The organism is Konateibacter massiliensis, from assembly GCF_900184995.1.
GTDB lineage: Bacteria > Bacillota > Clostridia > Lachnospirales > Lachnospiraceae > Lachnotalea > Lachnotalea massiliensis.
The window spans coordinates 2,389,427-2,405,875 of the sequence record NZ_LT860099.1 but is presented as its reverse complement, the minus strand read 5'-3'; the positions used below and the strand labels follow the sequence as shown (position 1 = coordinate 2,405,875).

Sequence of the window (16,449 nt, the reverse complement as noted above, 5' to 3'; positions counted from 1 at the left end):
ATAATGAAAGGCTCAAGGAGCTTGCAGGAGTAAGGAGGCAATAAAAAAGGCCCTTTAGGGCTGCCTGAGAAGGAAGTGCGGTTGGCAAAACCATCAGGCGCCTCCGGGCGCAAGCAGGGAATAGACCCTTACAGGGTCAGAGCAAGCCACCGGCTAAGCCGGTGGTCTTGACTTATTCTTATACATACTTCGAAAGTGTAGCTTCCACAGCCCCAACACCCGCAATCATCTCGTTAAAATACTTACACACAAGCTCTGCAAGTCCAACCTGATACAAGTCTACGCCAAAGATTGTTTCATCATGAAGCAACGGTGCTAGAGTTTCTAAAGCATCCACGCTGTAGCCAAGCTTGATATTTGCAACATATGGGCACACACGCTCTAAAAGCGGATCAGGGCTTAAGGTGAAAGCATTGCCCTTATCATCGATTCCCATCAGGTAACGGAGCCAGCCTGCAAATACAAGCGGAATGTATGTTAAATCGGAAACGTTTAAGTCGGATGAAGCATCGTATGCCTTGATTGTCTCGCCAAAGCGGATTGCAAGCTTTTGTGAGGTGTCCGTTGCAATACGCTGCGGGGTATCAGGCATAAACGGATTTGGAATTCTTACATTTACAACTGTGTCAATAAATTCCTTCGGATCTAAAATTCCAGGGTTTACCACAACAGGAAGACCTTCTTTGTAGCCAATAAGCTCAACCAATTTTTTCAAAACAGGATGTTTCATTTCCTTGGATATCAAATCGTAATCGAGAAGGCAGCCAAATACCGCCAGTGTTGTGTGAAGCGGATTTAAGCAGGTGCATACCTTCATTCTCTCTACTTTATCGACGATATCTCTTGTAGTAAAGATAAATCCACCTTTCTCAAGAGCCGGTCTGCCGTTTGGAAATAAGTCTTCAATAACTAAGTATTCACATTCCTCTGCATTGACAAAAGGTGCCACGTAGGTATTTTTGGAGGTTACAACCGGTTCTAAATTCTCTAAACCGTCTTTTTTTAGAATGTCAGCGACAAAGGCATCCGGTCTTGGTGTGATTTTATCAATCATCGTACAAGGGAAGGAGACAAAGTCAGGATTGTTTACATAATCACTAAAGCCGGCTTCAATCAGTCCATTTTCCTCCCATGTCTTTGCAAATGCGCTGATTGCCGCATAAAGCTTGTCACCGTTGTGGGAGCAGTTGTCCATACTGACCATTGCAATCGGTTTTTTACTCTCTTGGTATCTGCTGTACAGCAAAGAAGCCACTTTACCGATGTAGCTCTCAGGCTTCTTTGGTCCCTGCTTCATATCTAAGGCTACAGAAGGAAGCTCTTTTCCTGTGCCATCCACAAGACTATAACCCTTTTCGGTTATTGTAAAGGAAGCCATCTGCAAGGATGGATTTTGGAAAATTTCCTTTAATCTGTTATAAGCTGTCTCGTTGGAGGAATCCAGAGTAAGGGATTCCACAACACTTCCTACTACAGTTTTTTCCACGCTTCCGTCTGCCTTCAAGGTAACTAAGAGACTTAAATCATCATACGGATGGTTTATCTTCTCAATAATTTCATAGTCATAGCCCTCAGCAACGATAAGTCCTTTGTCTAAAACCTTGCTGTTTAAAAGGTTTTGTACCGCATTTGCCTGAAAGGCACGGAAAATATTGCCTGCACCAAAGTGAATCCAAAACGGTGCCTCTTTTGTATTTTTGGTCACAGTTTCCCTGTCAAATTGGGGAAGAGCATAGCCTAAGCTGCTCCACTGCTCTGTATTTTGTAATTCTGTCTGCGTTAATTTCATTATTAAATCCTCCCTTAATTGCTCTTTGAGATTGCTTCCCATAAACCGTTTAAGTAGGTTGCGCCGAGTGCACGATCGTATAAGCCGTAGCCTGGCATTGCCACCTCGCCCCAAATCATTCTTCCGTGGTCAGGACGGATTGGACCGTCAAAGTCAATGTCATAGAGTGCTTTCATAATCTCATACATATCAAAGGTTCCATCAGAGGAGAGATGTGCGGACTCCTCAAAATCAGTAGGAGAGTTAAATTTTAAGTTACGTACATGTGCAAAGTGAATTCTGCCCTTTAGGGAGCGAATCATCTCAGGCAAATCGTTTTGCAGGTTTGTACCATAGGAACCGGAGCAGAAGGTAACACCGTTGTGTGGGTTGTCTACCATCTTCATCATGCGGTGAATATTTTCCTGATTGATGATGATACGCGGAAGTCCGAATACGCTCCAAGCCGGATCATCCGGGTGGATTGCCATGTTGATATCGTATTTGTCGCAGGTTGGCATAATGCGCTCTAAGAAATATTTCAAGTTATCAAAAAGCTTATCGCCGTCAATATTTTCATACATTGCAAAAAGTTCCTTGATTCTTCCCATACGCTCTGGTTCCCAGCCCGGAAGGACAAAGCCGTTTGAATCGGAGTCGATTGATTCAAACATTTTTTCAGGATCGATTTTATCGATAGCATCCTGATTGTAAGCAAGCACGGTAGAGCCGTCAGGACGTTTTCTTGCAAGCTCGGTACGAGTCCAGTCAAATACAGGCATGAAGTTGTAGCATACGAGATGAAGATCTTCTTTTCCGAGATTTTCAAGTGTTGTGATGTAATTTTCAATATACTGCTCGCGGTCAGGGGAACCAACCTTGATTGCCTCATGTATGTTTACACTCTCGATACCTGCTACATGAAGTCCGGCTTTTTCTACCTCTTCCTTCATTGCGCGGATGTCTTCTCTGCTCCAAACCTCGCCTGGTTTTGAATCATAAAGCGTTGTGATAACTCCGGTTACACCCGGAATCTGTCTGATCTGTTCCAAGGTCACACTGTCGTGTTTGCTTCCATACCATCTAATTGTCATTTCCATAGTAAATACCCCATTCTTTCTTAAATTTCTAAAAAATTATTTGTTATCCTCATTATACTTGTTTAAAAAAAATATCCAATTGATAGAGTTGTTGTGTACATTGCAAAAGTTGTTGTCTTTTGATATACTAGTAAAAAAAGGAGGGATTTCTATCAAAAAAAAGCTGCAAACCAAGTTTAGTACGAGGCAGTATATGCTGTCTAAGGATTTTGAAATTTATTATTACAATGATAAGGTGATGTCTCCGGTCAAGCCGCATGCCCATAATTACTATGAATTTTATTTTTTCTTAGAGGGAGACATGGATATGTGCATCGGAGACGAGGCGCACCGTATCCAGCCTGCGGATTTTGTGCTGATTCCTCCGAACACAAGCCACTATCCAAGGTTTATTGACGCCCAGAAGCCTTATCGACGCTTTGTCCTCTGGGTCAGCCGGGACTATTTGAATGAACTGATGCAGGTATCAAAGGACTATGGATATTTGATGCAGCATGTGCTTGTGAGCAAAAAATATGTGTTTCATACTGATCCGATTGATTTCAATGCGATTCAGTCCATGATATTTGGCCTTATCGAGGAGATAAAAAGCGACCGCTTTGCGAGAGATGCGGAAATTACACTGCGGTTGGGCAGCCTGCTTATTTTCCTAAATCGTATGATATATGACCAAAACAGCGACAAGACGTTTCGGGCGGAAAAAGCGCTCTATTTAAAGCTGTGTGACTATATCAATGAGAATCCGGAAGAAAATTTGTCTCTGGATGCGCTGGCGGAGAAATTTTATGTGAGCAAGTATTATATTTCTCATGCCTTTAAAAGTAATATCGGAATTTCCATTCATCAATATATTACCAAAAAGAGGTTGCAGGTATGCAGGGAAGCAATATTAGGAAATGAGACAATAAGCAGCGTGTATGAACGATACGGTTTTCGTGATTATTCTAGTTTTTATAGAGCATTTAAGAAAGAATACGGAATTTCACCGAAGGAATTTAAAAACAAATATGAAATAAATGAAAACATTTGGTAAAATTTATATAATATCACTTTAGAACGCTAAATAAATATGCTATAATGTATATTAAAATTTAAAGTTTTCTAAAATTTCTGAAAATCAATGAGAGGGAATTTCATAATTATGAAACTGAAAACACGGTTATGCGTCTCGTTTTTAATATTGCTCGTGGCACCGGTCGTAATAACGTTGGCTATTATGATTGTGGTAGGATATGCGAAAATTCAGAATATCGAGCGAACTTACCAGAGTGAGAGCAGGGGACTTGAAATTATTTTTAATCCGGTTCGCTATTTCAGCTCAATGACGGATGAAATCTATGACGAGCTTGCACAGGTAGTGGAGCTTACACCGGAGAAACTTGCAGATAAAGGGTATCTGGAAGAGATAAACAAGAAGCTGTCGGAGAAATCCTCCTTTCTTCTTATCGAGGATTACGAGAGCCAAAATATGGACAAGTATTACACGATAGATGATGGCTTGGAGAAAGCCAAATTTTTGAATACAAGAATGCTCACCTTTATGCGTGGACTTTCTTTTCAGTATCCAAGCGGAGAAGAAGGAACAATTTATATTATTACAAGTTTGAATGAGAACATTATCAACCTGAGAAAGATGTTTGTACTTCTCACTAATATTTTGCTTGCTGTTTTGATGATTTCCATCGTATGTATAGCAGCTAATTTGTATAGAAGTATTATTCGTCCGATTATACAGATTAAGGATGCCTCAGAGTATATCAAGGAAGGGAATCTGGACTTTGAAATTAAGGTGAAATCGGTAAAAGAGATTGAAAATTTTGCAAACGATTACAATGAATTGCGAAGCAGGTTAAAGGAACAGGCGGAGGAAAAGGTAAAGTATGACAGCGAAAGCAGGGAGTTAATCAGCAATATTTCCCATGATTTGAAGACACCTATCACAGCGGTAAAGGGATATGTGGAGGGAATTATCGACGGTGTGGCTGATACACCTGAAAAGATGGACAGATATATCAAAACGATTTATAATAAGGCAAATGAGATGGACCGCTTGATTAATGAGCTGACATTTTATTCCAAGATTGATACAAACCGCATTCCGTATACGTTTACAAAGATAAATGTAGAGCATTATTTTAATGATTGTATTGAAGAGATCGTACTTGATCTGGAGTCAAAAAATATTGAGCTTAATTTTGCAAACTACACTCCTGCAGATACACTGATTATTGCGGATGCAGAACAGATGCGGAGGGTTATTAACAATATAGTCGGCAATTCCATCAAATATCTGGATAAGCCAAAGGGATTTATCAATATCAGAATCAGAGATGACGGTGAATTTATAGAGGTCGAGATTGAGGACAATGGAAAGGGAATAGGGGAAAGTGATTTACCATTTATCTTTGATCGTTTTTACCGCACGGATGCTTCAAGAAACTCTGCTAAAGGAGGAAGCGGAATTGGATTGTCAATTGTGAAAAAAATCATTGAAGACCACGGTGGTGAGATTTGGGTAACAAGCAAAGAGTTGACAGGAACAGCAATGTACTTTAAGCTAAGAAAATATCAGGAGGTTCAGATTTATGAGTAAAATTCTTATAGTAGAGGATGAAGTAAGCATAGCGGATTTAGAGAAGGACTATTTAGAGCTCAGCGGTTTTCGCGTTGAGGTTGAAAACTCGGGGGATATTGGTCTGAAGAGAGCCTTGGGTGAGGATTTTGACCTTATCATTCTGGATTTAATGCTTCCGATTGTGGATGGCTTTGAAATCTGCAAAAAGGTGAGAGAGGTAAAAAACACACCGATTATTATGGTTTCTGCAAAAAAGGATGACATTGACAAGATAAGAGGACTCGGACTTGGAGCGGATGATTATATGACAAAGCCGTTTAGCCCAAGTGAGCTGGTAGCAAGAGTAAAGGCGCATATGTCCAGATATGAGAGATTAATCGGATGCAATGCACAGGAGAATGAAATCATTGAGATAAGAGGAATCAGAATTGATAAGACGGCAAGAAGAGTTTATGTCAATGAAGAGGAGAAAACATTTACGACAAAGGAATTTGACCTTCTTACCTTCCTTGCGCAGAACCCGAATCATGTGTATACAAAGGAAGAGCTGTTTGACAAGATCTGGGATATGGAGTCAATCGGAGACATTGCAACGGTAACGGTGCATATCAAAAAAATTCGTGAGAAGATAGAATTTAATACAGCGAAGCCGCAATATATTGAAACGATATGGGGAGTGGGTTACCGATTTAAGGTGTAAAAAAACGAGCGCTGCATCTGTTCTGCAACGCTCGTTTTTTTGTGCAAAGGTTACGTTTTTATAACTTAAATTTTTGCACAAGGGAATTTAATTTTATTGCAAGTTCCGATAAATTATCGCTGGCGGCTGCAATTTCTTCTACAGATGCTGTTTGCTCCTCCGTTGAAGCGGAAGCTTGTTCCGCTGACGCTGCATTTTCCTCTGCAATTGCAGATAAATTTTCCAAAACGTCAATTATGCTCTGACGCATTTTGTGCATGTTATCGCCGGCAGTATTTAGTGTATTTACAACGTTAATCGAATTTTTCATTGAATCTGATATAATCATGTATTTATTTTTGCTGTTGTTAACGCTGCAAGACTGTTCTTCTGATATAGAAGAAGCTCGTTGCATTGTTGTAACTGCACTTGCTGTATTTCCCTGTAGTTCGTTTACAATATTATAAATCAACTTTGTAGAGGCAGAAGATTGCTCGGCTAACTTTCTGATTTCTTCTGCGACAACGGCAAACCCCCTGCCGGCATCTCCGGCTCTTGACGCTTCGATAGCTGCATTTAAGGACAACAGGTTTGTTTGTGAAGCGATAGATTCAATAACATTGCTTGCTTCGCTGATTTTATTCGAACTTTCATTGGTTTTTGTAATGATTTCGTAGATTTCTTTAATTGCCGCAGTACTTTCTTCCGTTATTTTGCTTAGAGAATCGACTTCTGTAAGTCCGGCAGATACAACCTCCATTACTTGACTAGAAGCAGAATATACATCTTGGATAAATCCTTGTACCTTTTCGATGGTCTCGCCCAGTTGTCCTGCTTTTATAGAGCCATTTTCCGTATGCTTCGCCTGTTCGGTGGCACCCTGTGCAATTTCTTCCACGGTTTTAGCCACTTCTTCAGAAGCAACAGCCGTTTGCTGTGATGTTGATGTCAGAACACCGGCAGCCAGGGATACCTCTTTTGATGAATCACTGATATTACCCACAATTTCTCTAAAACCATTTGTGATATCAAATAGTGCATTTGACAACACTCCTATTTCGTCATTCATTTTTAAGTATTTTGAATCAATATTTTCAGACAAATCTAAATTTGCTACCTTCTTTGCGTAATCACTTGTTTTTATAATTGGTTTTGAAATTGAGGCTCCGATTACATAAATAATAATTATGCTGAGTATTAAAATTACAGTGGTAATACCCAGAATAAAGATATGTAATGTGGTCAGCGGTTCCATTATTTCACTTTTGTTTGCTACTAGCACAAATGTCCAATCTGTTTCAGGAATGGAGGAGAAGCCGACATAATAGTTGCCGCCGTCATAACGATAGCTTCCGACACCATTTTCTTCTGTTATTGCTTTTTGAATGGTCTCAGCTGTTTCGGTTAGACTTTTATCCTTTTGGGCTTCATTAATTGCATTGTATTGATTGTTTACCAAATCCATGTTTTTATGACCAATTATCGTTCCGTTGCTGTCAAGGATGTATCCATAGCCATTTTCTCCATAGCCTGTATCTTCGGCCATTTTACTTAATGCGCTGCCGTCTCTGCGACCCAATAGAGCACCAACGACCTTGCCGTTGTTTTTAATTGGAACTGCTTGTACTAAAACAAGCTCACCGGTGGATGGACTGACAGCAAAACTAACCACATTGCTTTCTCCGTTCAATGCGCCTCTAAGAGAGTCGGATTTATCCAGAACGATGGAGCTGCTATTGGAATCTGAATAAAGAACAGTGCCATCCATCTGTATAATTCCTAGCTCTGTAAAATTTGATTCTTCTAGAACATATCTAAGCAGTGGTTGCTGCACACTCCAATCCATGCCCTGAATTTCTCTTAAAGAAGAAATCATTTCCAATGCTCTGTTTTGTGTTTCTAAGCGGCTGCTCTCTAACTTAGAAGCATCATCAGCCAGCATGCGCAATGAATTTTCTGCTTCTTCAATTATAATATTGCTTGCTACTTTATTACTTATAACTCCGAGTGCTCCACAGGACAATAGAATTAACGCTGCAAAATATAAAATTAATTTAAACCTAATGCTCCTCAATTTGCCATTGATTTTTTTTTCTTTCGTCATAACCGTTTCTCCTTCTTATATTGTGCTTGAAATTTTGATGCATATGTCTGATTTATGTTAACAATAATACATACATTTATAAATTTATGTATACTTTTAATTTGTATTTGGTATAATAATGCAGAAGAATATTCTATCCATGTTCTTTTCATTCGTGTCATATTTTGCTATAATAATTTAGATTATAGTAGAATTATGTAACAATTGAAATGGGTGAAGCTTGAATGTCATTGACATTGACTTGACAAAATGAAATATAAATTTTGAATTATGAATGTTTGGTTTATGTATGACATTGTGAAGGAGTGACTAAAAATGTATAATGAGATGACTTTTGGCAAATGTCTAAAATTTTTTTTATCAACCTTAGATTTGAAAATGAGCCAATTAGCAAGAGCTATTAATGTAGACAATTCGCTTGTAAGTCTTTGGATAAACGAGAAAAGACTTCCATCAACTATATATATTGACAGTATAACAGGATATTTAGCAGTGAATATAAATAATCCCTTGCAGGCTAAGCTGATAGATGAATTATTTAGCAGTTTACCATCAAGCGGAAAAATTCCGGAGAGCGGTGCAAAGGAAAAAATATATAAAATGCTGCTTGCTTCCTTAAAGCATTCTGCTTTATGTAAAGAACAAGAAAAAAAAAGTATGGATAATATTAGTGATAGGGCGGGAAGTAAAACTGGGAAGCCATTATGGGATACCATTAATTTATCTCACAATGATAAATTAATTTATAGCATTCCCAGTATTTTTTCTGCGTATACGTCTTTGCTTGAAAGGGGAAAGCGACATAGTCAAAAAGAGAATAATATAATTTATGTAACATATCATAATATTTTAGATCACTATTTTTTCTCAGACCAAAGATTAGATTATCTAAAAAATACCTATTTGGAAGCCATTAATAACGGCTGGCAAATAAATATTTTATTAAAGCTAGATAACAGCATTAACAATGTTATTAAGTTTATTGCTTTTATTTTTCCGCTTATTAAAACCGGAAAGCTTAAACTTTACCATATGACAAATCAAGAAAGCTTTATGATTCGAAAAGAGCTGTATATTGTACCTGGTATTGGGGCAATGTCATGTTTTCCTACGGATGCTTGTACAGGGATTAACAGTGCTTTTTATTTTGAAAATAAATCAGCTGTTGAAACATTAACTAATTACGCCAAATTATTAATAACAGATAACTCAAACAACATTTTGAAATATTATACTGAAGACATAAAAGCTGAATATTTTGGAAGCTTAATGGAAATGGATGAGCAATTTGGAAACCAGTTCAGCTATAATAGCAGCTTCAGCAGACTTTTGCTTCCGAAAAATCTATATAAAAAACTAATAATTCAGACTGATTTGACAGAGCAAGAGAAGGAGCTTTCTATTCATGATTATCAAAAGCAAGCAAATTGTTTTTTAAAAAATTTGCAGCACCATCAATACAAGGACATCTATTTTACTTCAACGCTGGAAGAATTGTGCCAAGATAAACTTATATATCTTTATACCTGTACCGGAATAAAAGTAATTCCCATAGAGTCGTTAGATGCAATTGAATATCTTACATATGCAATTAATGTTATTAAAAGTCATGATAATTATCATATTGCACTTATGCTTCATGATATAGAGGATATAATTAAAAACAGCTCTTTTTTTATTAAGGAGCGAAAGGTAGTGAATTTGAATATATTTGAAAAGGGAAAGGGGGAAACTGGAATTTGTCTATCTATTAATGACCCTGTTATAGTGAAAGCTTTTGTTGAATATTATAATTCGTTGTGGCAAAAAATTTTACCTTTGTATAAAGAAAAAAAAGAGGTTATTTTGCTGCTAGAAAGCTATATTGCCATTATTCATAATGAATTAATTAAGAATGAACAAGTATTGGACAAAAACAAGAGCTTTGAGAGGCACAGTAACTGTTATATAAATGAAAAAACACTTTAAGTGATCTATAAAAATCATTTAAAGTGTTTTGTTAAAAAATACAAAAGAATAGATTATGTTTCTTTCGAGTAAGCATATGTAATGTTTTTAAATAGTGGTAATACCTACAATCGTAATATTACGGGCATCATAGTCAGACTTTAAATCGATATAATGAGAAACTACATTGTTTTTAATGATTTTTACTTTTGGACGGGTATTAAATTCTTCATAGTTTTTGACAACAATGCCAATTTCGCCGTTGCTGAGCTCAACAGCCGTGCCGAGTGGATAGGAGGCTATTTTGTAGCTGAAGGCAAGCACGATGGCAGGATCAAACATGGTGCCGGAGCCGCCCTGAATAAATTCCAGTGCCTCGGAAGGAAGATGAGGCTTATGATAAGGACGCTCAGAGACAAGTGCATCATATACGTCACAAACGGCTAAAATACGACCGAACAGGGAAATATCCTGAGCTTTTGTACCGCAAGGATAGCCTGAGCCGTCATAGCGCTCGTGGTGCTGCAGTATTCCTACATAAGCGGTAGCAGAAATTGTAGGGAAATTGTCCTTAATAAACTGGTAGCCATTGTAAGGGTGTTCCTTGATAATGGTGAACTCCTCGTCAGTCAGTTTTCCCGGTTTTGACAAAATCTCAATAGGAGTAAACTTTTTGCCGATATCATGCAGCATGGCGGCCATACCAAGCTGTATCAGAGTCTTTTTCTGAAGCCGCAAAGAATTTCCGATGATTAATGCCAGAATGGAGACGTTAATGCTGTGAAAATAAGTGTAATCATCATAAATTTTCAAATCAACCATATTGGCAATGACGTCGGAATTCAACGTTATTTCATCTATAATTTTAGTTAGGCTGGAAGATAAAAAGTTTATTTCGTCCTGATAAGATGCAGAATCCGCGGAAGGAGAGATAAACAGATTTTTCAATGACTGAACGGCTTCGATTTTGATGGTATCGATAAGCTCGGTGTTGAGTGTTAATTCCTTTGACAGCTCGTCATCAATGTACAAGCCTGGATATCCTAAGGCCGTAATGCGCTCCAAATGTTCACTTGTGATAAGGCTGCCTTGATTTAATAGTTTGGTGCCGTTACTATTAAAAATTGTCTTTCCAAGTAACATCCCGGGATGAATATTATGAATGGGGATATATCTCATTGTATACTCCTGTGATTCTATATTGAATCTATCTAAAAACGCTTGTATAATAGGGAAAGCTAAATCTTGATGTGCAATAAAATAAAAAGTCTATAGCGTGTGAAAAATATGTTATCATACCAAGGTATTTTTTTCAAGACATTGGTGAAAAATAAAGGAATTTGGGTAATAAACATGAATATTAAAACAACTTATGAGGATAAATCGATTATAATCGTTCAAAAACAGTCGGGTATAGCGGTAGAAACCGCAAAAATCGGTGAAATTGACATGGTAAGCCAGCTAAGAACGTACAGGCAGGAGCGGGAAAATGATTCCTACATCGGCGTTGTGCATCGTTTAGACCAGCCGGTCGAGGGTATTTTGGTATTTGCCAAGACAAAGGAAGCCGCGGCAGCGCTTAGCAGGCAGATAAGCCAGGGTGAAATGAAAAAATACTACCTTGCACTTTTATGCGGAACACCCAAGGAGCAGGAGAAAAAGCTGGAGGATTATCTGCTGAAAAACGGAAAGACAAATACTTCTGCTGTGGTGAAAAAGGGAAACCCACAGGCAAAAAGAAGCGAGCTTTTCTATAAGATACTGGGTAGCAGAGATGGAATTTCTCTGGCAGAAATTGAGTTGTTTACGGGCAGGCATCATCAGATACGGGTGCAGATGGCAAATGCCGGACTGCCTCTGTGGGGCGATACCAAGTACAACAAGGAATTTGCCGGGCAAAGAGGGGTGAACCCTGCCCTTTGCGCCTATAAGCTTGTGCTGACGCATCCCGTAACCAAGGAAGTTATGACGTTTCAAGCGGCACCGGTTCATGAAATGTTTGGGCCATATGCAACACTTATCTAAGTAAAAAGAAAGATTGCTCCATGATTGTAAATAAACATATATCAACAGCGCCGAAACGAATCGGCGCCGGAGATAAATGTACCAGTGAACCAGCACTATATTATTGTGTTATTTCTTTTAATTTTTCCATAAGATAATCTAATTGAACATTTGAAGAATAAATATCAATATCATAGAAAAGTGTAAAATCTATGGGAATGATTTTACCGTCTTTTACAGCCGGTATTGAATTCCATACAGGGTTATCTTCCAAATCACCTAAATTACCGCTGAATACAATGAAATCACCGGCGTAATCATTTATTGCTTCCAAAGAAACATCTCGATACTGATCTTTTCCGATTATTTCACTTTGAATAACTTCCGGTGCATTTAATTTTAAGTGGCTATAGAGGATGTCTCCGCCACGCCCCCATTTATCACCATATACCCAAATACCGTTCTCGCTGGCTTCAAAAATACTAAAGGTGCTGTCAGCAATTCCCATAGTCTCCATTTCAGCCTTTGCGTTGTTAATTTTTCCCTCAAAATCAGAAAGAGCTGCTTTTGCTTCCTCTTCCTTGCCAAGAATCTCACCTAGGAAGGTAATTCGCTCCTCCATGGAAAGCTCGGTGAAAGGAATGAGAATAGTCGGTGCAATTTTGGATGCTTCATCATATTGTTCCTGATTTACAACAAGAATTAGGTCAGGATCATAGGACATAATTTCTTCGGACTCAAAACCGTCCCATACCGGTAGTTGCTCCACTTCTTTTTCGTATGCGGTGCCTGTAACGTCATAGGTAGCTACCGGAATAACTCCAAGCGCAATGACATCACCCATACCATAGGTGGCAATCACTCTTTGGGGATTTACCGGCACTTCTACATCACCCATAACGGTACTCACGATTTTTGTACTATTATTCTCCGTTTCTGCATCCGCAGCTTCAGTTGATGAAGTTGATTGAGAAGAGGCGGATGTATCAGCTTTGTTGCCTGCGCAGCCTGTAAGTCCTACTGCAACGATTGCAAGTGCAGATAATGACGCAATTGCTTTTATGTATAGGTTTTTTTTCATATTTAAGTCTCCTTTTTTATAAAATCGATATTTGTCTTGGCGCGCCTACCATGATAAATTGGAGTTAGTCTTATCTAACCCAGTAAAGTCTAGCATTTAAAATCAGCAATGTCAAATGCTGTTAGACAATATATTGGGAAGTTAAAAATATAAGATAATTATAGAATGGGCTATATTATAAGGCTAATAGATAGTTTTATAATAAGCTGTTAACTGATTTGGAGCAAGACTAAAACAGATTGGAGTAAAAATAAATTGAAATAGTAATAGGCTTGTGCTATATTGCTTTTAATAAATGTAAGGAGGTGTCGTATGAATGAAACGGAAATATATACTTTGGGTTGGGGAGCTTTGGCAAAGGAGCATAGGTTAGCTACACGACCAATCGGTAATGGTCTTATTTACCATTTTCCTCCAAGTTGGGAACAGGGCTGGATTCATGAAATGCATCCTGCCGAAGGTGTGTTTACAGCAAGTGCCTGGTTTACTCCCACAAAGCAAATACGGCACAAAATCAATGTAAGCAAGCCAGCCATGTGGATTTTCTGTATCGATTGCGGCGATATCACAATTTCTCAGCAGGGTAAATTGCCTCAAAAGCTGACACCGATGACTCATGTTATTATAAATCCTCAAAAACCATTTAGTTTTGTGTTCCCAAAAGGTGTACATGCATGTTTTACAAGCGTACTTATTTTTGAAGATTTTATTGAAAAGGTGTTGCAGGGACGTGAAAATGCACCGATATTTCATGTTGAAGATGCTGTTAATTGGAAATCCCAGCATTATAATACACCGTATATCATGCTGATTTTAGAACAAATCCGCTGGGCGGTACGAAATGCAGATTTTCCTTTATTAGGCCTTGAAAGCATGGTAACTCTGTTGCTGTCTGCAATCGCGCAAAACTATCCGGAAGAACCCATAAGAAGGAGAAGTCGTGTCCATTACGTGAATTGGGAAAATGAACAGAAGATCTATAAAGTAAAGGTTGCTTTGGATAACGATATACTAAACGCACCCGGTATAACCGAAATGTGTAAACTTGCGCAAATGAGCGAAAGTAAGCTTAGAAACAGCTTTCGAAATTTGTACGGAGTTTCACTTTATGATTATATCCGTATTGAAAAAATGAAACGTGCAATGCAGTTATTAGGGGCAGATCATTTGAGTATCCATAATATTGCGGAGCAATGCGGCTATCAGAATCAATCAAAATTCACTTCTGCGTTTAAGGCAGTACATGGGATTACGCCCAGTGAATTTAGAAAGGCTTTTAATTTGTAATGGTCTATATTTATTAGATTAGAAAAAACGCTGACAGAGCGGGTTGACAAAATGAGCCGGATAGCATAGAATACATCATAAAGAATAAACAATGTGAAACGGCGTTGATAAGGATTAGTACAGAAGGAAAAAGATCAGAGAGAGAGTTGATTGGTGTGAGACTCTTGCTTGGAACTTGTGGAACCTGCCTTGGAGCTCTATATGAAAGTATAGCGTATATTCTGCGATAAAGAATTTGAGGAGAGCTGTTTTTACAGCTAATCAGGGTGGTACCGCCGATATAAGCCTTTCGGTCCCTTTTTTAGGGATTGGAAGGCTTTTTTATATCCCAGGAAATTCCTTCGGATTTCCTAGGATATAAAAAATATTATGCACACGAATGCAAGCGGAGGATGTCACTACGTGACTGCATTTGGCGCAAAAAAAATATTATGCGCACTCAATTATGAAAGGAGCAAAAAGATGTCAAACGACAAGAAATTAGTAGAAGCAATCACCTCAATGGAAGAGGATTTTGCACAGTGGTACACGGACGTGGTAAAAAAGGCAGAGCTGATTGATTATTCCAGCGTAAAGGGCTGTATGGTAATCAAACCGGCTGGGTATGCTATATGGGAAAATATTCAAAAGGAGCTGGATGCCCGCTTCAAAGCAACAGGAGTAGAAAACGTATATATGCCGATGTTCATACCGGAAAGCTTGCTTCAGGTAGAAAAAGACCATGTGGAAGGCTTTGCACCGGAGGTGGCATGGGTGACACATGGCGGCTTGGAACCTTTACAGGAGAGAATGTGTGTGAGACCGACTTCAGAGACATTGTTCTGTGATTTCTACGCAAAGGATATTCAGTCTCACAGAGATTTGCCGAGACTTTACAATCAGTGGTGTTCCGTTGTACGCTGGGAAAAGACAACAAGACCGTTCCTTCGCTCCAGAGAATTTTTGTGGCAGGAAGGACATACCGCTCATGCAACGGAGGAGGAATCAGAGGAGAGAACGATACAGATGTTAAACCTCTATGCAGACTTCTGTGAAAACGTGCTTGCAATGCCGGTAATTAAGGGCAAGAAGACCGATAAGGAAAAGTTTGCCGGTGCGGAGTCTACCTACACAATTGAAGCACTGATGCACGATGGGAAAGCATTGCAGTCAGGAACAAGCCATAACTTTGGAGACGGTTTTGCAAAGGCATTCGGTATTCAGTATACAGACAAAGAAAATAAACTTCAGTATGTACATCAGACCTCATGGGGTATGACAACAAGACTGATTGGCGCAATTATCATGGTACATGGGGACAACAGCGGTCTTGTTCTTCCGCCTAAGATTGCACCGACGCAGGTGATGATTATTCCGATTCAGCAGAAAAAAGAGGGCGTATTGGAAAAGGCTTCCGAGTTAAAGGAACAGCTTTTAAACAATGGCTTCCGCGTAAAAGTGGATGAGACCGATAAGAGTCCGGGTTGGAAATTCTCGGAGGCAGAGATGAGAGGAATCCCGGTTCGTGTGGAAGTTGGACCAAAGGACATCGAGGCAGGCCAGTGTGTTGTTGTGAGACGTGATACGAGAGAGAAAACAGTGGTTTCCTTTGAAGAGTTGAATCAGAAGGTGGCAGAGATATTGGGCGCAATGCAGCATGATTTGCTTGAAAGGGCGAGAACGCACAGAGAGGCACATACCTATTCGGCTGCGGCCTATGAGGAATTTAAGGAAATTCTGGAGACAAAGCCTGGCTTTGTAAAAGCGATGTGGTGCGGTGACGAGGCTTGTGAGAATAAAATCAAGGAAGACACATCGGCAACCTCCCGCTGTATGCCGTTTGAGCAGGAAACTATTTCAGAAAAATGCGTTTGTTGTGGAAAAGATGCAAAAAAATTAGTATACTGGGGTAAAGCATACTAAAA

General features: G+C 39.0%; 12 protein-coding genes and 1 other annotated feature. Of the genes, 7 read left to right on the top strand and 5 right to left on the bottom strand.

Going from position 1 to position 16,449, the window contains the following annotated elements; all coding sequences use genetic code 11:
• Positions 1-178 precede the first annotated feature (178 nt).
• On the bottom strand, positions 179-1,789 hold the full coding sequence (locus CTY48_RS16770) for a mannitol dehydrogenase family protein (RefSeq protein ID WP_099469595.1): 1,611 nt from the start codon (positions 1,787-1,789) through the stop codon (positions 179-181).
• Between the two features lie 14 nt (positions 1,790-1,803).
• Complete coding sequence (gene uxuA / locus CTY48_RS16765) at positions 1,804-2,868, bottom strand: mannonate dehydratase (RefSeq protein ID WP_099469594.1); 1,065 nt, start codon at positions 2,866-2,868, stop codon at positions 1,804-1,806.
• Between the two features lie 193 nt (positions 2,869-3,061).
• On the opposite strand from uxuA, the gene CTY48_RS16760 reads away from it, so the two are divergent.
• The 3 genes from CTY48_RS16760 (at position 3,062) to CTY48_RS16750 (ending at position 6,143) form a co-directional block, all read left to right on the top strand.
• Positions 3,062-3,901 (top strand): AraC family transcriptional regulator, encoded by an 840-nt coding sequence (locus CTY48_RS16760; RefSeq protein WP_328587814.1) that lies wholly within the window; start codon positions 3,062-3,064, stop codon positions 3,899-3,901.
• Positions 3,902-4,009: 108 nt separating this feature from the next.
• Positions 4,010-5,461: a sensor histidine kinase gene (locus tag CTY48_RS16755; protein ID WP_099469593.1), complete on the top strand. Its 1,452-nt coding sequence runs from the start codon at positions 4,010-4,012 to the stop codon at positions 5,459-5,461.
• Entirely contained in the window at positions 5,454-6,143 is a 690-nt protein-coding gene (locus CTY48_RS16750) for a response regulator transcription factor (protein ID WP_099469592.1), read from the top strand. Before CTY48_RS16755 ends, CTY48_RS16750 begins: the two co-directional genes overlap by 8 nt.
• A gap of 58 nt (positions 6,144-6,201) precedes the next feature.
• Here the strand turns inward: CTY48_RS16750 and CTY48_RS16745 are convergent, their stop codons facing one another.
• Positions 6,202-8,226, bottom strand: a complete 2,025-nt coding sequence (locus tag CTY48_RS16745; protein ID WP_099469591.1) for a methyl-accepting chemotaxis protein — start codon at positions 8,224-8,226, stop codon at positions 6,202-6,204.
• Between the two features lie 315 nt (positions 8,227-8,541).
• On the opposite strand from CTY48_RS16745, the gene CTY48_RS16740 reads away from it, so the two are divergent.
• Positions 8,542-10,194, top strand: a complete 1,653-nt coding sequence (locus CTY48_RS16740) for a helix-turn-helix transcriptional regulator (RefSeq protein WP_099469590.1) — start codon at positions 8,542-8,544, stop codon at positions 10,192-10,194.
• Between the two features lie 87 nt (positions 10,195-10,281).
• Here the strand turns inward: CTY48_RS16740 and CTY48_RS16735 are convergent, their stop codons facing one another.
• Positions 10,282-11,352, bottom strand: a complete 1,071-nt coding sequence (locus CTY48_RS16735) for an HD-GYP domain-containing protein (protein ID WP_099469589.1) — start codon at positions 11,350-11,352, stop codon at positions 10,282-10,284.
• A 174-nt stretch (positions 11,353-11,526) separates the two neighbouring features.
• On the opposite strand from CTY48_RS16735, the gene CTY48_RS16730 reads away from it, so the two are divergent.
• The gene (locus tag CTY48_RS16730; protein WP_099470210.1) at positions 11,527-12,198 is read left to right on the top strand and encodes an RluA family pseudouridine synthase; all 672 of its coding nucleotides are present in this window, start codon (positions 11,527-11,529) and stop codon (positions 12,196-12,198) included.
• A gap of 100 nt (positions 12,199-12,298) precedes the next feature.
• On the opposite strand, the gene CTY48_RS16725 is transcribed toward CTY48_RS16730, so the two are convergent.
• Positions 12,299-13,258 carry an ABC transporter substrate-binding protein gene (locus CTY48_RS16725; protein WP_099469588.1) on the bottom strand — a complete coding sequence of 320 codons (960 nt, stop codon included), beginning with the start codon at positions 13,256-13,258 and terminating at the stop codon, positions 12,299-12,301.
• Between the two features lie 312 nt (positions 13,259-13,570).
• On the opposite strand from CTY48_RS16725, the gene CTY48_RS16720 reads away from it, so the two are divergent.
• Positions 13,571-14,545, top strand: coding sequence for a helix-turn-helix transcriptional regulator (locus CTY48_RS16720; RefSeq protein ID WP_099469587.1), 975 nt, complete (start codon positions 13,571-13,573; stop codon positions 14,543-14,545).
• 95 nt (positions 14,546-14,640) lie between these two features.
• Positions 14,641-14,846: a binding site (T-box leader), on the top strand.
• 161 nt (positions 14,847-15,007) lie between these two features.
• Positions 15,008-16,447 carry a proline--tRNA ligase gene (proS, locus tag CTY48_RS16715; protein WP_099470209.1) on the top strand — a complete coding sequence of 480 codons (1,440 nt, stop codon included), beginning with the start codon at positions 15,008-15,010 and terminating at the stop codon, positions 16,445-16,447.
• Positions 16,448-16,449: the final 2 nt, after the last annotated feature.

Bases quoted from the DNA above. Each gene is read 5' to 3' on its own strand.
- CTY48_RS16770 (WP_099469595.1), bottom strand. From the start codon at position 1,789: ATGAAATTAACGCAGACAGAATTACAAAATACAGAGCAGTGGAGCAGC.
- uxuA (WP_099469594.1), bottom strand. From the start codon at position 2,868: ATGGAAATGACAATTAGATGGTATGGAAGCAAACACGACAGTGTGACC.
- CTY48_RS16760 (WP_328587814.1), top strand. From the start codon at position 3,062: ATGCTGTCTAAGGATTTTGAAATTTATTATTACAATGATAAGGTGATG.
- CTY48_RS16755 (WP_099469593.1), top strand. From the start codon at position 4,010: ATGAAACTGAAAACACGGTTATGCGTCTCGTTTTTAATATTGCTCGTG.
- CTY48_RS16750 (WP_099469592.1), top strand. From the start codon at position 5,454: ATGAGTAAAATTCTTATAGTAGAGGATGAAGTAAGCATAGCGGATTTA.
- CTY48_RS16745 (WP_099469591.1), bottom strand. From the start codon at position 8,226: ATGACGAAAGAAAAAAAAATCAATGGCAAATTGAGGAGCATTAGGTTT.
- CTY48_RS16740 (WP_099469590.1), top strand. From the start codon at position 8,542: ATGTATAATGAGATGACTTTTGGCAAATGTCTAAAATTTTTTTTATCA.
- CTY48_RS16735 (WP_099469589.1), bottom strand. From the start codon at position 11,352: ATGAGATATATCCCCATTCATAATATTCATCCCGGGATGTTACTTGGA.
- CTY48_RS16730 (WP_099470210.1), top strand. From the start codon at position 11,527: ATGAATATTAAAACAACTTATGAGGATAAATCGATTATAATCGTTCAA.
- CTY48_RS16725 (WP_099469588.1), bottom strand. From the start codon at position 13,258: ATGAAAAAAAACCTATACATAAAAGCAATTGCGTCATTATCTGCACTT.
- CTY48_RS16720 (WP_099469587.1), top strand. From the start codon at position 13,571: ATGAATGAAACGGAAATATATACTTTGGGTTGGGGAGCTTTGGCAAAG.
- proS (WP_099470209.1), top strand. From the start codon at position 15,008: ATGTCAAACGACAAGAAATTAGTAGAAGCAATCACCTCAATGGAAGAG.